At 46.9% G+C, this 22,875-nt stretch carries 10 protein-coding genes; 3 read left to right on the top strand and 7 right to left on the bottom strand.

Annotated elements, in window-relative coordinates; translation table 11 throughout:
- Window positions 1-154 precede the first annotated feature (154 nt).
- From R2X38_RS02615 to R2X38_RS02590, 6 genes are read right to left on the bottom strand one after another with little or no spacing between them, the layout of a single operon-like run.
- A complete protein-coding gene (locus R2X38_RS02615; RefSeq protein WP_317520494.1) occupies window positions 155-2,296 on the bottom strand; it encodes an ATP-binding cassette domain-containing protein in 2,142 nt (713 codons plus the stop codon).
- Window positions 2,293-3,900: an ATP-binding cassette domain-containing protein gene (locus tag R2X38_RS02610; protein WP_317520492.1), complete on the bottom strand. Its 1,608-nt coding sequence runs from the start codon at window positions 3,898-3,900 to the stop codon at window positions 2,293-2,295. The genes R2X38_RS02615 and R2X38_RS02610 overlap by 4 nt, the downstream gene beginning before the upstream one ends.
- Window positions 3,901-3,911: 11 nt before the next feature.
- Window positions 3,912-5,333, bottom strand: a complete 1,422-nt coding sequence (locus tag R2X38_RS02605) for a TolC family protein (protein WP_317520900.1) — start codon at window positions 5,331-5,333, stop codon at window positions 3,912-3,914.
- The gene (locus tag R2X38_RS02600; RefSeq protein WP_317520490.1) at window positions 5,281-7,536 is read right to left on the bottom strand and encodes a response regulator; all 2,256 of its coding nucleotides are present in this window, start codon (window positions 7,534-7,536) and stop codon (window positions 5,281-5,283) included. Before R2X38_RS02600 ends, R2X38_RS02605 begins: the two co-directional genes overlap by 53 nt.
- A gap of 6 nt (window positions 7,537-7,542) precedes the next feature.
- Window positions 7,543-8,880 carry an HlyD family type I secretion periplasmic adaptor subunit gene (locus tag R2X38_RS02595; RefSeq protein ID WP_317520488.1) on the bottom strand — a complete coding sequence of 446 codons (1,338 nt, stop codon included), beginning with the start codon at window positions 8,878-8,880 and terminating at the stop codon, window positions 7,543-7,545.
- Between the two features lie 40 nt (window positions 8,881-8,920).
- On the bottom strand, window positions 8,921-9,253 hold the full coding sequence (locus R2X38_RS02590; RefSeq protein WP_317520486.1) for an Hpt domain-containing protein: 333 nt from the start codon (window positions 9,251-9,253) through the stop codon (window positions 8,921-8,923).
- A gap of 305 nt (window positions 9,254-9,558) precedes the next feature.
- Between R2X38_RS02590 and R2X38_RS02585 the strand changes: the two genes are divergently transcribed.
- Window positions 9,559-18,795: a tandem-95 repeat protein gene (locus R2X38_RS02585; protein WP_317520484.1), complete on the top strand. Its 9,237-nt coding sequence runs from the start codon at window positions 9,559-9,561 to the stop codon at window positions 18,793-18,795.
- Window positions 18,796-19,269: 474 nt separating this feature from the next.
- Window positions 19,270-20,421 (top strand): beta-aspartyl-peptidase, encoded by a 1,152-nt coding sequence (iadA, locus tag R2X38_RS02580; RefSeq protein WP_317520482.1) that lies wholly within the window; start codon window positions 19,270-19,272, stop codon window positions 20,419-20,421.
- Window positions 20,422-20,930: 509 nt separating this feature from the next.
- Here iadA and R2X38_RS02575 read toward each other — a convergent pair.
- The gene (locus R2X38_RS02575) at window positions 20,931-21,722 is read right to left on the bottom strand and encodes a helix-turn-helix transcriptional regulator (protein ID WP_317520479.1); all 792 of its coding nucleotides are present in this window, start codon (window positions 21,720-21,722) and stop codon (window positions 20,931-20,933) included.
- Between the two features lie 187 nt (window positions 21,723-21,909).
- Between R2X38_RS02575 and R2X38_RS02570 the strand changes: the two genes are divergently transcribed.
- Window positions 21,910-22,758, top strand: a complete 849-nt coding sequence (locus tag R2X38_RS02570) for an MBL fold metallo-hydrolase (protein WP_317520477.1) — start codon at window positions 21,910-21,912, stop codon at window positions 22,756-22,758.
- The last annotated feature ends 117 nt before the right edge of the window (window positions 22,759-22,875 follow it).

Genomic DNA, 22,875 nt, shown 5'->3' with positions numbered 1-22,875 from the left:
ATGTTCCTTTATCGTGCTTTATGCCTACAAGCTATAGGGCTAGTGGTGAGAAGTAAAGGGTGATGATTTAATCATCGCAGTGGCTTTGATTTGTGGGTATAAAAGAGTGAAGCTGATAGGTTGGGCGGTAATAGCCGCCCAAGTTGAAATATAATTACCCCTTCATCGTCTGAATTACTTTATCCGGGAAGCCAAAGTACTTCTGGGCTCCGTCGTTGTCGAGTAAGAGGCAGCTGGTGGAAGCGGCAATATAGGCTTTGTCATTGGTGGTGTAGATCACCGTGGCCTGGGCAAGCTTTTCGGTAAACAGCTTGTTGATGTACTTGGTGTATTCCCTTTCACTTCCTACGAAGGGTTCATCAATGATGATAATGCCTTGATCGCAACTGCCGAGCCCCAGCGCCATTCTAATCAGTTGCTGTACGCCATTTGGAAGCTGCTGGACAAACTCTGTCGACATCTGGGTTTGCAGTCCGTCTGGCAGCCAAGGAGTTAGGTTGAAAAACTCAATGGTTTCTTCCATTTGCTCGGATGATATGACGCCATCATGAATAATGAAGTTCGATTCCAGCGTACCATCAAAGATATGCAGTTCAAACGGTATGTAGTTGATCGCTTTTCTATAACGAAAGTTGTTGAACTGCTTGATGTTATAGCCATCGAGCAGAACGTTTCCCTGATACCTTTCTTCCAGGCCGGCCAAAATGGTGAGTAAGGTCGTTTTCCCTGATCCCGAGCCTCCGGAAATGGAGATCTTATCCCCAGGCTGAGCGCTTAAAACGAGGTTGGTTAACCCTGTTGCTGCCCCCTGATAACGGTGGGTAAGCCCGGAAATGGCGATGTTGCCTTTGAATTGACGGATAGGTGGGCTGCTTTCCAGCGAATGGCGGTCATCATTGAGTGACATCAGCGCATTGATTTGAGCACTGGCTGATTTGATGGTTTTGAACTTGGTAAGCGAGTTGTAGATCCCCATGATAGGGCCAAGCGCTTTCCAAACCAGAATAATAATAGCAAGCATGGCACCCGCATCTGTTTCGCCGGCCATCACACCAAAAACGGCTGTCACAATGCTGGCAGTACCAATCGCTTGGATTAACCCTTGCCCCATTGCTTGGATTTTACCATTGGTGACCGATACGCCTTTGGCATCCTCTAGGCTTTGGCCATGAGCGGCTTGGAAGCGGGAGCGGATCACTCTGATCAAAGGAAGTCCTTGGATGCTTACGATATTTCTTAGCAACTCGTTCCACTGGTAGGACACCATGGCATTGGCGCGTGAACTTCTGGCCGTCACTTGGTTATAGATATAGCGGGCATAGACACAGAAGAACAGCATAAGGGCGATCCCCGCCAAGACGGTAAGAGCCGCAGAGCCGGATATAATGGTGATTGCCATGATAAAGATGATCACAAAGGGCATATCGAAGTAGCTGAGGGATGATTCTGCCGTTACCAGCTTTCGGAACTGGTCAATATCTTTCAGCCTTGCCAACTGCGACGAGACGCCTGCCGATGATGTCATCGAATAGGGGAGCCACAGCAATTTGCTGATAACGTTTTGCGAAATGTGGGTCGCGAGATCTTTCCCCGAGGTAGCCAAAATATTCATTCGCATTCGCTTGAAAGCGAACTCGGATAAGGCGAGAAAAACCGCAAACCCGGCAAGCCAAAACAGTGTAGTCTGTGAACCAGGGCTCAGGGCAAAGCTATATACCCCCATGATAAAGAAGGGTTGCATCGCGCCTAATACATTGATGATAAGGCTCAGCAGCAATAGGCTTTTGATTTCATTGTTGTAACGGTAGAACACGTATTTAATCCAGTTGGATTTGTCTTGCGATTCAGGCGGCGGCTCTCGGAATATTTTTGAGTAGCTTGAAATTTCACATACTGTGCAGCTATCAGTGGTTAGCGGGTGTTCAATGAGGACGTTGTTACGATAGTCGAACAACTTCGCTTGGCCGTTCTCGATACCAAGAAAAACAGTACAGACATTGTCAAACTGGACAAATGCAGGAGTTGATACCTCTGTAAGCTGCGTCATGCTGGCGAGATGTCGTACATTACATTCGTAGTCTAAACGTCTTAAGGTACAAGCAAAGCTATCTACATCCCTAGCTTTGGGAACAAAGGCATCACTGAGGATCTCCGGTGTCCCTTCCCACTGCAAAGTGACGAGGGTATAGGCGAGCCCCAGCAGCGTTGGGGAGCTTTTGTAGCGCTGCTTGAACTTGGCAGAGCCAAAGTCGCCTAGCCGCTCGTCAGTATTGCTGAAATCGATTAATACACTCATGCGGCGACCCTTGAAGCAAGTTTATGGCTAACTAAGCGAGGGTCTGAATGACCCAGTTTGTTGCTCGCTATGACACAGATAAAATTATTCGTTTTAGGGGTAATGCAAGCTAACAGCAAGCGGCCGAACTCTTCGTCGTAAACCATGTCGATGTCATCAATTAACAATACCGGTTTGTTGCTGAGCAGGGCTCTGACAATGAGCAGTGCAAACAGTACTTGGCGTGAAAAAGGCAGTTGGCTATGGCTTGATATATTGGTGTAAAAACCGTTTTTGAGGCCATCGATCTTTTGTTTGATTGCCAGGTTTTCACATAGGGAGAACGCAGCGCTGTTAAGGTGCGGCTGAAAGCAGGTCAGATTATCAATGATGGTTCCCTCTACTAGCGAGGCGTTTTTATCCACTTTGATGACATTATCTCGCCAATGGCTATAGTCAATCTCACAAATGTTTTTGTCGCCAAGCGTTACCCGAAGATTATCGTCATGGCTGTCGCGAGTTAAGCACCTGAGAAGGTGACTTTTCCCGCTGCCACTAGGGCCTGTCAGCAGGTGGATTTGACCTTTTGATAAAGACATGACGGGTATGCACGGTTCAGTACCATCATTGAGAGGGGAGACGAACAGGGTGTTAACCGGTTCTTTTTCCAGTGAGCTTGGTTGGCTAGATTCAAGCTCAAGTACTTCTGCAATGCGCTGAACGTTGAGCTGGTTCGTTCTCCAGCGGCTCAGTGTACGCATGACCTGCTGGTAGGGAGCGAAATAGCGGTTTGTCAGTAAGATGACGGCTGCCATTACCCCTTGGCTAATTTCCAAATTGATCACCGATAGGGCACAGAGAACGACGACAATCGCTACGGAGAGTTGTTGGATGAGGTTTAACGTCAGATTGAACGAAGACTCCAAGCGCTCATAGGCAATGCTCTGCTCTTCACGCTCTCCTATCATTTCGACCATGATGCTTTCTATGCGGTACTCCATGGTGCGGCTTTTTATATCCAGAGGGTTCGAAACAATCTCGATAATTTTTGAATTGGTCATCCCTTCGATATCTGAACGTTGGGAAAGTACCTCGACCCGTCGTTTAGACAGCAGGCGTGCAGCATACAGCAAGGCGATGGAAGCGGTGATGAGCGCCAACCCAGCCCAGACGTTGATCAGCAAAATAATCAGCACAGTGATAGCACTGGTCCCCGCATTGATCACTGCCTTTATAGTTTCACCACCGAAAAACTGTTTGATATCTCCTATGGTGGCAATGCGCTCCAGGTATTCCCCCATTTCCAACCGGTTGAAACGCTCAATATTGGCGGCGCAGATGGCGAGGAAGACTCTGTTGGTCAACTGGCTTTCAAAGCGCTTCATGATCACTGACACCAAATTTTCTTCCTGCCGCTTGAGTTGGTAATCGAGGAAGATAGCCAGCAGAATAATAGCAAAAAGCAGCATCAAGGAGTTGGTTGACTGGTTTGGCAGAATACGGTCAAAAATGATCAGGATGGAGAAAGGCAGCACCAAACCGAGCAGGGTGGTCATTAATGTCGAGAACAGCAAGTACAGCTTGTCCAACGGGCTTATTTTTCGGGTAAAGGGTTGGCTTTTCATTGCTTACTCCGTCATTGAACCATCAGGTGGAGCGGAATAGGGGATTGCGAACTGTCATCACCCATGGGGGACATCTGCTCAGCGATTTTACCGACCGTGGCCATATTGAGGTTGCCGATCCGTTCGTTAAGTTGAATGAGGTTTATGACATAGTCATAGCGGGCACTTTCGTAATCACGAATACTGCCGTACAACTTGCTTTCGGCCGAAAGCAGGTCGGTAATGGTACGGGTACCGAGTTTGTGCGCTTTTTGAATACCGATATAAGAGGCGTAGTTTGCCTGGATTATGGTGGTCAGGCTGGTTAGCGAAGCCGAAAAATCATTGATGTTGTAAATGAACTCATCAAACTGTTGCTGGCTGAAATTTTTGCTGTTCTGTAGGTCGATTTCCGTTCTATCTATGTCGACTTTATTTAGCTGGTAGCGATAGTAGTCACGCCCACCGTTTAAGATCGGCACATCCAGAGTCAGGGTATAAACCGTTTCTTCGGTTACACCTTTATCCGGATAGATCTTAGCCGATGCGTCGTTAGTGTTGTCATAGGTGTATCCAATACTGCCTTTTAGAGAAGGAACGAAGGTGGAGCCAGTTTCCCTTAACACTTGCCGGCTTTTGTTGACCTCTTGCTTTGCTATTAGCAAGGTCAGATCAGACGTGTACATGATGCTATTGAGTTCATTCTGGCGGGCAGAAGAAATAGCCTCAAACTGAATGCTAGACTGCAGATCGAAATCGGGTTTCAGCGGCTGCTGAACAATATTGGCGAGATTATTGAGAATGATACGTTGGTCTTTTCTCAGGGTACGCAGGCTATCAGCAGTCCGCTCTTTTTGCGCGAGCACCTCATAGCGTTCGGTACCAGCAACATTTCCCAGTTCAATATTGCGGTTGATCAGAGTTAGCCTGGCTTCCGATGAGTCTAATTCGGCTTGGGTTGCCCTTATTTGAGCTTGATTTTTCAGGTACTCAAAATAGGCCGTTGCGGCTTCTCTGATAATTTGTTGCCGGGTCTGCTCGGTTCTTAACGACTCGATATCGATATCGGTTTGCGTACTGCCGTGGGAATAGATATCTCCTAGGTCAAACAAGCTTTGGGTCAGGGTGACATTGACACCATGGTTGTTATAGCTGTTTCTGTCATCAGAGCTACTGTATTTGTGCGTCGTCCCATCATTCCAATTGGTATTGGCCGACACATTCAACGATGGCAAGAACTTGCCCCGGTTGATATCAAGCTCATACTCAGTAGCGGCCAAATTGGTTTCGGCACTACTGAGCGATAAATTCCGTTGTAAAGCCACGTCCACTACATTGAGCAGATCAGCAGCTTTTACCGGCAACCCAAGAGAGGCAGATATACAGACTGCCACTAGCGAATTAGCAGATCTTCTTGATGGCCATGTATTTTTTAATAACTTTGATAATTTCATCATTTTTGTACGGCTTACTGATGACATAGTCCATCCCTGCTTCAATACATGACTTATGTTCACTGGCACTGGTGAGTGCGGTTGCGCCAATAATGGTGGCGGGGTGATAGACGTCCAAGTCTTGTTCACGTTGACGAATAAGTTTGGTGGCTTCGATACCGCCCATGCCCGGCATAATACAGTCCATGAAGACGATATCGGCACCGTGCTCTTTCATGTATTCGACAGCTTGCGCGCCGTCGTTAACGGTATGGGCGTCATAACCTTGTTTGCTAAGCAGCTTTTTCAGCAAGAACTGCTGTACCTTGTCGTCCTCGACAATCAGGAAAGCATTTTGTGTTTGCTCGTCGGCTTCTTCTGTTGCCTGCATGGCTTCTGTAAGGTTAGGAACCAGCTCATGGGGAATGAAAGGGGTGAAGAAAACCCGGTCTACAAACTCATGGGTATCTTGTACCGTGCTGGATTCAGATGCTGCCAAGAACAGTTTGGTTTTATTGCTCTTTTTCAGCCTAGAATGCAGTGTTTTACAAAACGACTTGAGCTGGATGCCTTTGATCGTATCGGTAATGATGATGCCGTCGAAGTCATTGATCCGGTTGAGCGACTTAAAGATATCGTTGGCAGAGCGGATGATCTCAACCGTTGCACCATAGCGTGCCAGCATCTTCGACATAATGTCGATTTGTAGCTGTGAGTCTGTGCAAATCATCAAGTGTTTGTTCTCAAGAGAGCGCTCAGCTTGATGGAAGCTTTTAGGGGTAATATCAATACCAATCCGAAGCTTCTGCATATTGGCTTGCTGTGGCTGCTGATCGTTGTCGTTCAGGGTGATTTCTGATTTCAGCCAAGTAGATTCAAAACGGGTGACTTTGGAGAGAATAGCTTTTGACCATTCGTCATTAATGCCACTTTTCTCTTCAAGCATCTGCCAGTTGGCATTTTTGATATCTAGCAAGTTGAGTGAATTGCTAGGTAAAAAGACTATCTCGAAGATGATTCGTGATTGCTCCACCTCGTCAGCCGATTCGGTATTAATGTGGAATAAAATATAAGGTTCGTTCTGCGCTGAAATAGCGTTCGATAGCTGTAGAAACAATACCCAAAATAAACTGGTTGGGTTACCTTCAATCTCGCCCGGTAAATTGCTACCCAAATGACATTCTAAGTGGCGTTGTGAATGCTGAGTTTTAGCACTCAAATGGACCAATAATTCAGACATTAGGGGAAGGAAGGTAACATTTCCCGCAGAGGCGGAGTTACCGCCTGAAATCAATCGGTTATAGTTATCTGCCAATTCAGAAAGTGTATTGGTCGCTAAAGTAATATCTCTGGCAAGAACAGCTCCATTTTCGCCTGCCTCTTGGGCAATGAGCCGGACGCCTCCTTGGATAGTATTGGTCATGCCGCGGATTTCGTAGCCGATCAAGGTATAGAGCTGGCGGTATAAGTCGGCATTGCGTTTTTGCTGTTCGACATCTTGGTACATGGTCGAGAGGTTGGCAAAAATACGCCGTTGTGCAGGGGGAGTGCTGATATCATTCAACAAATCAGTGATCTCATTGACCGAGATACTTTCTAGTTGGTTGGCAAGCTCATTGACATCTGACTGAGCGTGGTCTGACTGACGTCCTTTTTGCTTGGAAGCCGTCACCAGAAGTAATAATAGGGCGGATAAGATCAGGCCGAAAATCAGAAATACCACAAGTGCACGATAGAACAAGGTTTGTTGGCTTTGATGAAAATCATTATTTATGGTGGCTGCCAAATTCTGTTGCGTGGTCTGCAGTTGGGGCAATAACTGCAACATCGTCTGTAGCAGTTGCTGGTGATCTCTTTCAGTATTAAACCTGACAAGCGCCAGCTCCAGCTGAGGGTATAGGGTATTGCCCACCAAGCTGATCGTGGTTTTTTCCATCGACGCGGCATGTTTAAAGCGTTTGATGTCCTGCTGTAGTGTATTGGCCTGTGTATCAATCACAGTCCCGGCAAGACACTCGGTGGTTCGGCAACTCTTTAGCGTATTTATGAGTCCTTGAGCGGTGTGATTTAATCGATGGCTGCTAGTAACTAGTTCGGAACTTAAAGCCTGATTATACTCCGTTGTTTGGCTATGCCATTGCAGGCCAATGGCCATTTGGCAGGCAATACCAATGGTCATGAAGATGACAATAAACCGAATAAGCGCTTTTCTTGACAATTTCACTGCTGGTTACCTCTCGTCAAATGCATCTTCCATGGCGCTGACCACGGGTTTCAAGGCGTAATCAATGGCATAACGGGAGCCAGTTTTTATATCGGCAGTAAATTCCATATAGGGCGAGAGGGTGTAGGTTGCCCCGCCGTCTTCCAGAAAATCTTTTTCGATAGCAATCTTGGCAATGTAAAACTCGTTTTCTTCTTCTTGGTAAGATGAACGGCTGATCGAGTCGATAGTGCCGCTGATAAAGCCATACTTGGAAAAGTTATAGGTGTCGAACTTCAGTTTGACCTCTTGGCCGACTTCCACAAAGCCCAAATCTTTTTTAGCGATTTTCGCTTCGCCGTGCAGCGTATTATGAATCGGCGAGATATCCGCAATACTCTCATTGGCAGGGATCACTGCCGACTTAAAATTGAAGTGGATCTTGTCAACAATGCCGTCAATAGGTGAATAAACCGTCAGGCGTTCGACTTTGTCGGTATGTTGCGGCAGCTGGGCTTTTTTCAGCGAGAGATCTTTTTCAAGCTGGTTAATTTGGGCTTGGTAACCCGCATTGCGGTTAGCAATGGTGTCTTTTAATTGTTTCTCTAACCGGGCAAACTGGAATTTCTCATTCATGACCGCTTCGGTCAGGTTTTCAATTTCCCTCACCATATTCGCTTCCTGTACTTGCATGTTGAGCACATCGATATAAGAAGCCATTTCTTCCTTGTAGAGGGTTTCTTTAATTGTCAGCTGCTTTTGGATCAAGCCAAGCTGCTTGCGCGAACTTGCGATACGCTTTTGCATCGAGTTGACCAATTTCTGCTTGTGCTCGATATCCAGTGCAATAAGCGCTTGGTTGGAGCTATTTTTCTGTGCTTCTTTTTGCCAGGACTCAGTGTATTGAGCGATTAGGTGGGGGAAGGTGGAATAAGCGGAAAAATCCGGCTCGGTATGATTAATCAGGGACACATAGCGAAGAATATCCATTTCAAGGCTGGCGATATCAAGCGTTGCTGAGTCAAGCTGGGTATTTCTATCTACCGAGCGCAAACGGGCAATGGGTTGACCGGCGAAAACGTAATCCCCAGTTTTAACCAGCATGGCATCAAGGATCCCGCCTTCGAGATGTTGTACCCGTTCGATATCGGAATCGAGTAGAATTTCCCCCCTTGAGGAAACAACAATATCTATTCTTGCCTGTGCGGCAAGAACGATAAGCAGCATTACCACGATAAACAGTAACAGCAACGACTTGTGTACCGCTGTCATAGCACTTTGGATATATACACTATCGTTGCTATCCTGCTCTTGGCTGTATTTTGCTTCCACAAGCGCATGCTTGATGTGCTTTTCTATTCCCATTGCATCGACTCCCTGAAGCAATGTCTATTGTTATCATGAGTTAATTCGCCAGCGGCAGCGACTCAATTTGCGTGTTCACATTGGCGACTTCAGCCAGCATGTCATCAATGAGGTTTTTGGCAGGAAGCTGCCCTTGCTTGCAGAGTTGTTCAATGGTTTCGAGTTGTTGTGAAGCATTGTCTTCGCATAATGTCAGCAAAACACCTTTTAAAGAGTGTGCTGCTTGGTATAAGCCTTCAATATTGTTGCTAGCATATAATCCTGTCATCAGCTCGATATCCTCACCATGTTCTGCACTGTAGAGGTCGATGATCATAGACATCATATCTTCATCGCCATCCATCGCTTCGGTAAATGCACTGTAATCAATCATTTCTATGGCCCTAAGTCAGGTTTCTTCCCAAGTTACTGAAAAAACATAGTTTGCTATTCATTATGTATGGTCTAGCTCATGCTGGAATACAAGGCGAAGTCGCGAGTGAATATTTAATTTATTGATCAATATCTCATCATGAAAAAAACATGAAGCTCACAGTAAGTGTGCGTTATATCAATGTTTTTTGATTTTGTTTTAAATTTCTTTTTATCCCGTTGTCATTTCTGCTTATTTGAATCTATCCATAGAGTTAGAAAACTCTTATTTGTACAGAATAGCAGGCATTTGCACGGAGGCACTCCATGGCCCAGGACAATCAAAATCAGGATAAACATGCTCCACTCAATAATGCGGTCGAGCATAACGCAACGCCCGATGGCAGTACCGATGAGCACCGTGCGCAGGATAGGCAAAATCAGCAAAATACCATGGCATCTACAACGGCTACAGGCGCTGATGCGGCAGAGCAAAATGATCAGGTCAATGGTTCTGCTAATGAGTCAGGCGGTGAGAACAGTGAAGGGGCGGGTAGGCAAACCGTGGCCGAAGATTCTGGCTCTGGTGAAGCGGGAAAAAGTCAGGGGCAAACTGCTGGCAGAGGACAAGATCAATCAACAGAGCCTCAACCACAAGCAGAGGGTGGGGTTGATGGCGGCATTGCACCACAGGCGGTGGGGGGCGGAGCGCAAAGAAATGCTCAACCGGGACAAGAAGAAGGACAAGGCAGAGCTGAACAAAACGCCCAAGGCCAAGCCCAAGCCCAAGATTCGGGCGCTAGTGGAAGTGCAAATGGAAGTGGTGGCGGACTATCAGGGCAAGGTGGAGAGCAGACTCCTTTTGATACTGAAACAACCAGCGAAACTTTTCAGGTTGATGTTGCTGATGCGACCTCAAAGGAAAAGGTTATTGATGGTGACTTTGATACCGAGACCGTTTCTGAGACTTTTGAAATTCAGGTGGATAATGTCAATGATGCTGTTATTGCTTCCGATGATGGTGCCAGTGGCCCGGCAATTGCTCCCTTTGGTGGCCCTGCGAACCCCCAGCAGAATTCGGTAATAGAAGTTAATGAAGATGGCCAGTTGGTGTTACGGCCTGAAGACCTGTTGGCAAATGATACCGATGCTGATGGTGATGTCCTGACCATTACTGAAGTTTCGGTCACTGACGATACCCACGGTATTGTGGAGTTAGACGAGAGCGGCAATGTATTATTCACTCCTGAGCCAAACTACCATGGCCCGGCGGCTTTTGAATACACGGTAACTGATGGTAACGGGACGTTTGATAGTGCTACCGTAACGGTGGATGTTCAATCCGTTAACGATGCCGTGGTTGCTACTGACGATAATCGCTTAGATGGCCTTGAGCCGAAAATCCGCCTAGATGCGGAGCCTGAATATGGCTCGGTTCAATATCTGGACACGGAAGGTGAGTGGGTCGAAATGCAGGTCGGCCAGGAATACCCGGCTAATACCCAGATGCAATTTGTGCCAGATACCGAAGATATCCAGGCAGGAACGCGAGACATTCAGGTTGGTAGTTTTGATAGTGACACATCAACCACGATGTTTGACGGGACAGCCCGGGTCGAGGATTGGGGAATAGTTGATGGTGATACTGCTGTTTATCAAGAAGATGGTGTCACTGTTACAACCCAGGTCAATACCGGTCAGCTTGCAGCTTGGAATAACTCTGGTAGCCATGTTGGCGCGGGTATAGGTAATGAAAGCCGTGAAGGGCTTGATACGAATGAAATGCTAACAGTGACCATAGAAGGTGAGGAGGTAAATCAGATCACCTTCCAGCTTGATGGATTGGGCAGCTATTTCGATGAAACACATAGCCACGCAACAGAAGTGGTCATTAAAGCCTATGACGAGCAAGGCAACTTGATTGATTCTCAAGGCAGCTACCGAGATTCTGGGGAGTACCAAGACACCTACGTTTTCACTACAGATACTCCCGTCCATCACTTTACCCTTGGTACTATGGGAAGTGATGGAACTTACGTTGTGCAAAACATGACGATTTCCCGGACTGTGCCTGAAGAACTGCAAGTCACCACTATTCAGGCAGATGGTAGCGAAGTTACCAATACATTGCAGCTTGCCCTGAATCATAATACTGCCGATGAGAGCCTCAACATCACCGAGCAGCTTATTGAAATCAATGGTGATATTCAGTCAAGACCCATTGAAGTTGAAGAAGATGGCCAATTGGTATTGAGTCCTCAAGATTTGTTGGGCAATGATACTGATGCAGATGGCGACACGCTGACAATTACTGAAGTTACAGCCACCGACGATACCCACGGCAGCGTAGAGCTGGATGAAAGCGGCAATGTGGTGTTTACTCCGGCTGCCGATTACAACGGTCCAGCATCGTTTGAATATACGGTCACCGATGGTAATGGCTCGTTTGATAGCGCGACGGTGTCAGTCGATGTCACTGCAGTCAATGATGCGGCAGAAGTCGCAGAGACCAACATCGATGGTACGGAAGATACCGCAATCACATTCACTCAGGACATGCTGCTGCAAAATGCCACCGATGTGGACAGCGATAACCTGACGGCGATAAACCTTCAGATTGACCCGCAATACGGTGTGTTGATTGATAACGAAGATGGAACCTTCACCTTTACACCCGCTCAAGACTTCCATGGTGAAGTACCCTTCAGTTTTGATGTTGATGATAATGATGGTGCTATTTCCCCTGCTTCAGGTTCCATTTCAGTAGATGCGGTCGCTGATGCTCCAGAGCTTAGTGTGACTGATGGGGAAGGCAATGCTTTCGAGAACAATATATTAGACACAGATCCTGATGACGCTATTGCGTTGAATATTGCTGCCAGCTTAACGGATCAGGACCTGTCAGAAACACTCAGTGTGACCATTGATGGCGTGCCGGAAGGCGGGGTTATTCAGTATGACGGCCAGGCAGTACTTGATGCCCAGGACAATGGCTTAACAAGCTACGTAGATACCGAAGTGACAGTAACCTTCGCAGGAGAAGGCGCTGGGTTTAAAAACTCGGTTGGGTATTACCGCATCGATGAAGAGGGCAATATCTCGGATGTCGATCTAGTGTACGAAAATGCCTCTCAGGTCAGAGGCGGTGGCGATTTGTTACCGGGAGAATCATCGTTTAGTTTCGAGTTGGAACAAGGCGAGAGTTTTAATATTTTCGTTATCCCTAACGGTTTTAATAAAAATGATTTTGATGGCTTTGGGGAGGGAGTATTTGAGTTCCGAGACCAAGAAGGTAACCCTGCCTCTATGTCATCAACGGATCCACAATTGGTCTTTGTGGGTGATGATGGTTCCGAAACGGTTATTCGCAGCCAGTTTGGTGATGCTATTTTCCATGGCGGAAGCAGTGAAAACCTTAATCAGGATAACTTCCAGCACACCCACACCACGCTTAATGATGATGGGCAGATAGTCTACGGGATTGAAGACTGGTTGGGAGGCGGCGACCGCGATTACGATGACTTTATGTTCACCATTGATATGGGAGAAGAAAACAGCAATATCTTCCGTGGTGAAATCCTCTCTGACGGTGAGACACCGATCGTGCTGCCATCTGTCGCCATTGAAGAAACTATTCAGCTGCAACTACCTGAAGACTTTAATGATGAGTTTGATCTGGTGGTTGAGGCCACCTCAACTGAACGGTCAAACAATGATGAAGCGACCACAACCCAGACTATACACGTTGATGCAAGGGAGTTTGCCCCAGAGGTAACAGGCCCTGCTGCTGCATCGACAGATGAAGATACGACCATCACCATCACGCAGGATGATTTGTTGGTGAATGCTTCAGATGCTGACGGCGATGCGCTGGTTGCCCAGAATGTAACGACCAATCACCCGGATGTCGTGATTGTTGATAACGGCAATGGCAGTTTTGATATTACGCCGCCACAAGACTTCCATGGAGACATCTCACTGTCTTTCGAGATTACAGACGGTGAATTTATTACTCCTACCCAGATGACGTTGACGGTCGAACCTGTCAATGATGCGGCTGTAGTCGCAGAGACCAACATCGACGGCACCGAAGATGCAGCGATTACCTTTACTCAGGACATGCTGCTGCAAAATGCCACCGATGTGGATAGCGATACCCTGACGGCGATAAACCTTCAGATTGATCCACAATACGGTGCGTTGATTGATAACGAAGATGGAACCTTCACCTTTACCCCGAAAGATGACTTCAATGGCGAAGTGCCCTTTACTTTTGATGTCGATGACAATGATGGGGCGGTGACCCCGGCTTCGGGAACGCTAGATGTTGCCGCGGTTAATGATGTCCCCGTTTTCGCCGAGACGTCATACACCATTGCTGAAGATGGCTCGATTACGATATCCGAGGCTTCTCTGCTGGCGAATGTGACCGATGTTGATAATGATGATTTATGCGTGACCGACATCAGCGTTGAAGGCAGTGGCACAGTTACCCGTGATGACGAGACCGGGGATTGGACTTTCACCCCTGATGCTGACTACAGCGGTGATGCGACGCTGAAAATCACTGTCAACGATACCAAGGTCGATGCGGTGTTCAACGCGCCGGTGACGATTACGCCAGAGGCTGATGAGCCATCGTTGACCGTATCGTTGACCGACATGAGCCTGATAGATTTCGGGCTTGGGCAAGATACAGCCCTAACCGGTTGGCATACCGACAATGCCAATAATCATATCGAAATCCACCAGGATTATGTCTACGGCGTGGGCGATAACCGTGGTGGTGTCATTGAGCTCGAAGCCAACCGCGGCGATGAATCCAATCTTTACACCAACCTAGATGTCAAAGCGGGCGAAGTAGTCACACTTGAATTTGATATGTCGGCACGAAAAGGCTGGGAAGGTGAAGATTCGCAGGTAGATATTTACTTCGAAGGCCAGTTGATCGATTCACTGGCACCGGATGAAATAGGCTGGAACCATTACAGCTACCAGTTTACTGCGACGACGGATAACCCCAAGATCGAGTTCGATTCACCGGATGACAACAGCCTAGGCGGCATTTTGGACTCCATCACCGTCGTGAAAGAGGTGACGGAAGACTTACCGACACCACTCAATATCGACGCCGCGCTGAGTGATACCGATGGTTCGGAATCGCTGGCTTCTCTGGTGGTCGATGGTTTGCCCGATGGTGCGGTACTGACTGACGGTGACAATAGGTTCACCGCAGATGGCGATGACAACAGCGTTGATATCAACGACTGGGATTTGAGCCTGTTGACCTTCCAGGGGGGCGAGAACTTCCATGGTCCGGTATCCCTGACGGTCACTGCGACTGCAATCGAAGATGCGACGGCGGATAATGACACGCCTGAAACGGCCTTGACAACAGCAACGTTGGATTTCAATGTCGTGCCTGTCAATGATGCAGTAGTTATCGATGCGAATAGCCCGCTGCAATTCAATACTGATGAAGATACCCAGATAGTGATCACCGAAGCGGCATTGCTGGCCAATGCCAGCGATGTTGACGGTGATGACCTGTCGGTAGTTAACCTTAATATTGCCAATGCCTCGTTTACCACCGTGGTTGATCCTGAGACAGGCGATAAGTCCTACGTAGTCACGCCAGATCAGGATGTGAACGGCGATTTGGCAATAAGTTTCGATGTCACCGATGGCGAAGGCAGCCAAGTAGCTTCAGGAGCGACACTGCAGGTCGCAGCTGTTAATGATGGACCTGAAGTCAGTGCGAATTTGGCTTATACCATCGATGAAGATGGCACTATTACACTGTCCCAAGAGCAGCTGTTGGCGAATGCGTCGGACGTCGATGGCGATAAGTTGGCCGCTGAAAACCTTCAGCTAGATGCTGATGGCACGGTAGAGCGTAATGAAGACGGCTCATACACCATTACGCCGGATGAAAACTTCAACGGTGAGCTGAATTTGACCTTCGATGTCACGGATGGCCAGGAAACGGTGGCAACCGGTTTGGATCTCACGGTTAATTCGGTCAACGATGAAGTTATCGCTGCTGATGACAGCCGTATGTCTGCCCAAGAGCCGCAAATTCGATTGGAGGCAGCACCAGAGCATGGCACGGTCCAATGCATGAATGCTGACGGTGAATGGGAAGACATGGTTGTCGGCCGGGAGTACCCCGCAGATGCCCAAGTACAGTTTGTCCCAGATACCGACGACGTCAAGGCAGGTACCCGCGATATCATGGTGGGTAGCTTTGATAATGACACCTCGACAACGGTTTTTGACGGCACCGCCAGCGTTGATGACTGGGGCACGGTAGATGGCAACAAGGCTGTGTATCAAGAAGATGGCGTCACCATTACAACCGAAGTCAGCAAGGGGGATTTGGCTGCGTGGAATGGGGCTGGATCGGCTATGGGAGCTGGGATAGGCAATGACAGTCGCAATGGTCTGAGTGATGATGAATACCTCACGGTGACGGTCGAAGGGGAAGATGTCAACCAGATTACTTTCCAGCTTGATGGCTTGGGTGGCTATTTCGATGAAAGTAGCAGCAAGGCAACAGAGGTAATTATTCAGGCATTTGATGCCAACGGAAACTTGATCGATTCACAAGGTGGCTATCGTGAATCCGGTGAGTTACAGGATACCTACGCCTTTACCACAGATATACCGGTACATCATTTCACTCTAGGCACTGAAGGTGGCAAAGGCACCTATGTTGTCCAGAATATGACGGTATCCCGCACCATGTCTGATGAAATTCAGCTGACCACAATTCAGGCTGACGGTAGCGAAGATACTAATACCCTTGCTTTGGATCTCAACCACAACAAGGCTGATGAGCCGATGGATGTCACCGAGCAATTGGTGGATATCCAACAAGGTATTACTAGCCGGGCAATAGAAGTGGAAGAAGATGGTCAGTTGGTTATTGCCCCTTCAGATCTGCTAGCCAATGATACCGATGCAGATGGTGATGTGCTTACTATTACAGCGGTTGAAGCGACAGATGATACCCACGGGACGGTAGAGCTGGATGAGGACGGCAATGTTGTCTTTACCCCGGATCCTGATTACAACGGGCCAGCATCATTCACCTATACCGTCACCGATGGCAACGGCTCGTTTGATACCGCAACCGTATCGGTCGATGTTAAACCCGTAGAAGATCTTCCTCAGGCACCGACACTAACCTTTGATGTCAATGAAGATCAAATATTGGAAATAGATCCGGCATTTATTCTTTCTCAAGCTTCAGATGCCGATGGCGATAAACTGTCGCTTGAAAGTCTGTCGTTGAAGCAGCCGCCAACAGGTAACTTGCAGCTGCAGCAAGATGGAATGTATCACCTGATCACCCCGGCAGATTTCAATGGTTTGATTGAGTTGGATTACGCTATCTCGGATGGCGATGACGTGGTGGATGGTTCGCTTAAAGTGGATGTTGTGCCAGTCAATGATGCTCCGTTTAACGGTGGAAACGCGCATCTGACGACGTATGAAGATGGGGCTTTCACCTTTAGAGCTGAAGATATGCTAGATCTGTTCGGCGATGTTGATGGTGACGATCTAGTTGTATCCCGAGTGATCACCGTTGAAGGCGAAGAAGCGGGTGATGTTGAACAGAATGAAGACGGCAGCTGGACATTTACGCCGGCGGATGATTATTCCGGTACGGTCGAGTTGCAGGTCGAGGTCAGTGATCCTAGTGGGGCGACAACGGTACTGGACGTACCTGTGTATATTCGTCCGGTCGCTGACGGTGCTGTGATCACCACTGATCATGATGGGCCTTTGGTGTTTGATGAAGACACAACCGGACTGCTGGGGCTTAATGTCGATATGCTCGATGCTTCTGAGCAGCTAAGTCACTTGGTGATCACTGGTTTCCCGGTCGGCTTTGTCGTTTCTGATGGTGATAACACTATTACCATCACAGAGCCCGGGCAGGTTATTGATGTCACAACCTGGAGCTTTGATGACTTGTCATTAACTCCGCCAGATAATTTCAACGGCAGTTTCTTTATTACTGTTTCTGCGACTACGGCAGATTATGGAGATGAGCCATCGAATGCACTGCCTGAGGCAACGGAAGCTTATGCCGATTTCGATACCGCGCAGGGGGAGACACTTCTGCTAACGTTGGACGATTTGCTGGATATGGCTGAAGGGGTGGAGACAACTGATGGTGATTCGGTTCTGGGTGTCCATCTGATAGATCGCTCTCAGGGCGAGCTGGTTGATAATGGTGATGGAACTTGGTCCTTCACGCCAGCAGAAGGAGAAGAAGGGTCAGTCGATTTCGCCTACCAGGTGAATCAAGGCGGCAACTTGGTGGCTGTGCAAAGCAGTATTGTGGTTACTGGCGCTGAAGCTCAGGAAAGTGCTAATAGTGCGCCTGCAGTGGATCATATCACCACTACCGAGCTTGGCTCGGGTAATGAACTAAGCTTCACCGATGCGGATATGTTAGGGCAATTATCAGATACGGAGAACGATCAACTAAGTATCGAATCTGTCCAAGTGATTGGAGGGCAAGGGGTACTTGAAACCAACAGTGAAGGACAATACACCTTCACACCCGCACAAGGTTTTGCAGGTCAAGCACAAATCGCTTTTGTTGCCACTGACGGTAATAGCAGTATTCAGTCTCACTTCAACGTGGAAGTAGCAGAGCCGGAACCTTCTGAATTTATGCTAGATGAAATGGGGTCGTTGGAGCTCACGCAAAGCATATTATTAGATGCGTTGAACTTAGGGGAAGAGTCAACAATTACTGCGGTTGATTACCATGGCGTTCAAGGTACGGTAATAGAAGATGAAGAAGGTTGGTGGGTGTTCTGGAGTGATGATGACTTTACCGGTCAGTTGCCTCTTGAAGTCACTTCCTCAGATGGGGAAACAACGGCTGTTCATCAGTTGTCACTGGATGTCGATGAGTACCAAGACCCAGACAGTCAGTCGGAAGTGGCTGAATCACAGCAAGGGGATAGTCAGGGTGTGGATACCCAAACATCAACAGTCGATGAGTCTGTTGAGGTTGCCCAGCAAGAGGGTGAGGAGGCAGACAGTGATATCACTGCAGCTCCTGGGAACAATGTTCACTTCGAAGTGCCTGATGAAATAGCTAACAACCCTGATGTGGAGCAGGTAGAGATCAGCGATCTACCCGAGGGGGCGACGATTGCCAATGCGTTACTCAATGGAGATGGCTCCTATACCGTTAGTGGGAACCTCTCAAAGCCACTGCTGATGAAGTTATCAAATGAATTTGAAGGTGAAGCGACGCTGCAGTTTGAAGGGCAATCTGATTTAGGTGCTGCAATCGATGGGGCTTCAGGGTCACTAACGATGGATGTATCTGAAGAATATGCGATGCAAGGTAATAAGGGGGGGAGCAACCCTAGTCAACCTGCTATGCAAGACGATAATAGGCAAAATGGGGATTGGACCCAAGGTGACAATACCAACCAGGGGGTTGATGTTATGGATGACAGCGCATCGTTTGATGATGATGCCTCGGGAATACAACAGGATGATTCGCCAGTAATGGATGAGAACATATAGATAGGCCTATACCCAAGTAACTTGAAGTTACTTGGGGCTATAGTTAAAACAAGCCAGCCTGTTGCTGGCTTGTTTTATTTCATGGTAATGATGGTGAATACTAAAATAAATACACAGTTTGAAATGATTTAATTGTTTTATCGTTATATCCAATGCATTTATTGGCTTTGTTATGCATTTTTTGCATAATGAAGCCACATTTTGCATTTTACAATATTAGTGAGAAATAAGATTATTTGATTGCTTTATTATTAGTGTTTATGAATTCGAAATATAACTTAATACAACTCAATCATCTAGATAATATTATAGTGTTGGTATGGCATGTATTTTTTCTGATATCACTATTTGTGACAAATATAGAATAAATCACGATTAAAATCGCATCGGCTAAGTAACAATGATAGGAATAGTTGATGACAATAGAGTTAAAAAAGTGATGAGATTAAGAAGTATATAATAGGAAATAAAAGAATGACGCATCTTACCCTGATCAAAAATGCCGATGTATATGCTCCAGACTCTTTGGGCGTAAAGGATGTACTGGTGGCGGGTAACAAAATTGTTGCCATCGAAGATAATATGAATGTGGGTGGGCTGGGCACACAAGTAAATACCATCGATGCAACGGGCAAAATGATGATCCCCGGTATCATTGATCAACATGTGCACTTAACAGGTGGGGGCGGTGAAGGTGGGTTTAGCAGCCGTACCCCATCAATCACATTTTCCAAATTGATCAAAGCAGGTATTACCTCTGTCATCGGTGTGATGGGTACAGACGGTTCGACTCGTTCGCCGCAGGATCTGTTTGCAAAAGTGATGGGGTTACGTGTTGAGGGGCTTTCTGCCTGGATGCATACCGGCTCTTACCAAGTGCCAACGGTTACTCTAACAAAGAGTATTCGTGATGACCTGGTGTTTTTGGAGCCCGTCTTAGGGGTGAAAATCGCCATTGCCGATCACCGTGGTTCATTCCCGTCAACCGATGAATTATTGCGGATTACCTCGGATGTGCGGATGGGGGCGATGCTAGCAGGAAAGAAAGGGGTACTTCATATGCATATGGGGGGCTTGCCTGACCCATTCAAGCAAATCAATGAGCTTGTTGAGCGGGGTATTCCACACAGCAACTTCTCTCCGACACACGTTGCTAGGACGATCCCTTTATTCGAGGAGGCCACGAATTTTGCAAAAGCCGGTGGTGTGATGGACATTACCTCTGGTGGTAGTTGCGCCTTTAGCGATCCCGGTGAAGCTGTGTTTGCCGCCTTGGAATCAGGTGTACCAACAGAGCGAATTACAATCAGTTCGGATGGCAACGGAAGCTTGCCTGTATTCAATGATGCTGGAGAAATGGTCACGATCGCAGCTGCAGCTGTTGACTCGAATATTCAGCTATTTCGTAGCTTAATTGATCGTGGTTTAGATATCGGTCAAGCAAGCGCAATGATGTCAGAAAATGTTGCGAAATCATTGGGCATTAACAAAGGAAAAATAGCGCTGAACAGTGATGCGGATTTCTTACTGCTCGACGACAATTTTGATATTGATTCGGCATTTTCGATGGGCAGAGCAATAATTTTAGAAAAAGAGCAACTTGTAATCGGGAATTTTGAAGAGTAATTCAATGTTGTAAATTGTCTATTGTTGTTAATATGTTACAACCGTTCAAGGTTTATGCGTGAGCAAGCCAGCATTTCTGCTGGCTTGCTCTTTTCTAGTTTTTATTGAGCGACTATCTGAAGGCTTCCATAAGGAACATGGGATTAGAAACGAAATACCACACGTATGACTTGCGTCCAGCCCCATAGGCTAAACCCGATCACAGTGGATAAGAACAATGCAGGAAAAATCATGTCAATCATAGTTGTAAAACCTAGTCATATGTTGTCTTCGTGGTTTTATTCTCTGCTTTTTATGTTCAAGTATAAAGTAAAGCTCTGCTTTTGTTTTTGTTTTTGTGATATGCAACTATGATAGGTGCCTTGTGAGCTTAATTGATTATTAATTTGCTTGTTTTTTGAGCGTTATCGTGCTTTGTCCACTTTGGTTTCAGGATAAAAAGTCCGCCTTATCGGCTGGGGAAACTTTCAATTTCCTTGCTGAAATTAGCAGCCGTGAGTTATCACAGCCTAATCTTTGCTGGCAAAGAAGCGTTGGCGGTACTGCTCTGGCGTACAGTGGGCATGGCGCTTGAAAAGGGTAATAAATGGGGATGCCTGATGATACCCCAAGGTTAGCGCTACTTCCTTCACCGAAGATCCTTTGCGCAGCAAATGCAAAGAATAGAGGAATTTGCGCCGTTGTCGCCATTCGGTAAAACTCATCCCGAGTTTATCCTGGCAATGCCTAGCCAATGTTCTTTCCGTCGTGTGGAGAACCTCAGCCCAGTCTTTCAATGTTTTTTCTGACATCGGATTGTGCTCAAGTTCATTGAGGATAGGCTTGAGCAGTTTATCGTTGCTGGATGGCAAAAACTGCTCGTGCTCTTTCGCTTGGTAGACTTGATCAAGCAACACACTGATCAACCTTTTATCCTGCTCTGATTCTGCCACTGTTAACTGGCGGGCTTTGAGATCATTGATGATCGCTTCCATGATCGGGCTAACTTCCAATAAACAGGGGTAATCGGGGAGTGGAGCAGCCAATGGATGGGTAATATTCATCGAGCAATAGTTGAGGCTTCGTCTCATAAAGCTTTCATGTTCGATCTCAGCCGGTACCCACACAGCATATTGCGATGGGGATAAAAAGCGTTTTTTTTCAGCCCTGAGTTCCAGTATCCCGCCATTGATAATTTGTAATTGGCCCCATGGGTGGCTATGGCTGGGTGTCGTTGTATTTGGCAGAAACACCTCGTGGCCGAAAAAAATCTCTCCTGGTGGGTTATCGTTATCAAATAGCGGTTGGTAGATTTTCTTCATTGCATCCCGGAGTTAGAACATATTGATAAGATTCTTGATGACCAACAGTAATCGCGCTGAAACAGGAAGGCAAGCCTTACATCGTCAGAGGCTATGAACAATCAATGAGCAGTTAAACCAGACTAAAATTTATCAGTGTGGTGAGTTAATCAGATATGTATCTGGTTAAAGAAAGCAGGAGGGGGAGATGATGACGGTTTCTGTTGAAGCATTCTTCCATAGCCCATCATCAACGCTGAGCTATGTGGTGTTTGATATGGCGGGTGGGCACTGTGCAGTGATTGATAGTGCTCTGGATTTTGATTTGTCTTCAGGTGTTGTTAGTACAGAGTTTGCCGATAGCATTATTGGGTATATCAGGTCAAACCAACTGACTCTGGATTGGATAGTAGAAACCCACGCCCATGCAGATCACCTGACTGCAGCGAGTTATATCAAATCGAAACTTGGCGGCAAGGTCGGGGTTGGTTGCCATATTGTTGATGTGCAGGCTGCTTTTAAACCTTTGCTAGGTATGGATGATATTAACTTCAACGATAACAGCTCTTTTGACCATTATTTTGGAGACAAAGAAGAGTTTGCTATTGGCCAGCTTACTGCAACCGTTTTGGAAACGCCGGGCCATACCAGTGACAGCGTCACTTATGTCATTAACCAAAATGCATTTATTGGTGATACCTTGTTCATGCCTGATTTCGGCTCAGCACGCTGTGACTTTCCTGGTGGGAGTCCAAAGCAGCTATTCGAGAGCATTCAGCGAATATACTCTCTTGCGGATTCGACCCGTTTGTGGGTGTGTCATGACTATCAACCCGGCGGTAGGGAGCTGATGTACCAGACAACCGTCGGTGAGAGCAAATCAGACAATATCCATATTAGGGGTGAGACACCTGAAAAAGAATTTGTTGAATTTAGAATTGAACGAGATAAACAATTGAATGTGCCTAAATTGCTATATCCTTCGGTACAGGTAAATATTTTGGCAGGAAAGTTACCTAGCGAATTTATTAAGATACCGATTTCAAAGGCTTTTTGATATGGAAGGTTGAGGTTGTCTAAATATATTTACATCTAGGTGCGCATGAGTGGGCTTAATGAATTACTATCAAATTTTCTATAATTCAAAATTGAAGGTTCAGCCAGCTTTGTCAGT

The organism is Photobacterium rosenbergii, from assembly GCF_033022775.1.
GTDB classification, from domain to species: Bacteria; Pseudomonadota; Gammaproteobacteria; order Enterobacterales; family Vibrionaceae; genus Photobacterium; species Photobacterium rosenbergii_A.
This window is presented reverse-complemented; position numbering and strand designations above follow the sequence as displayed.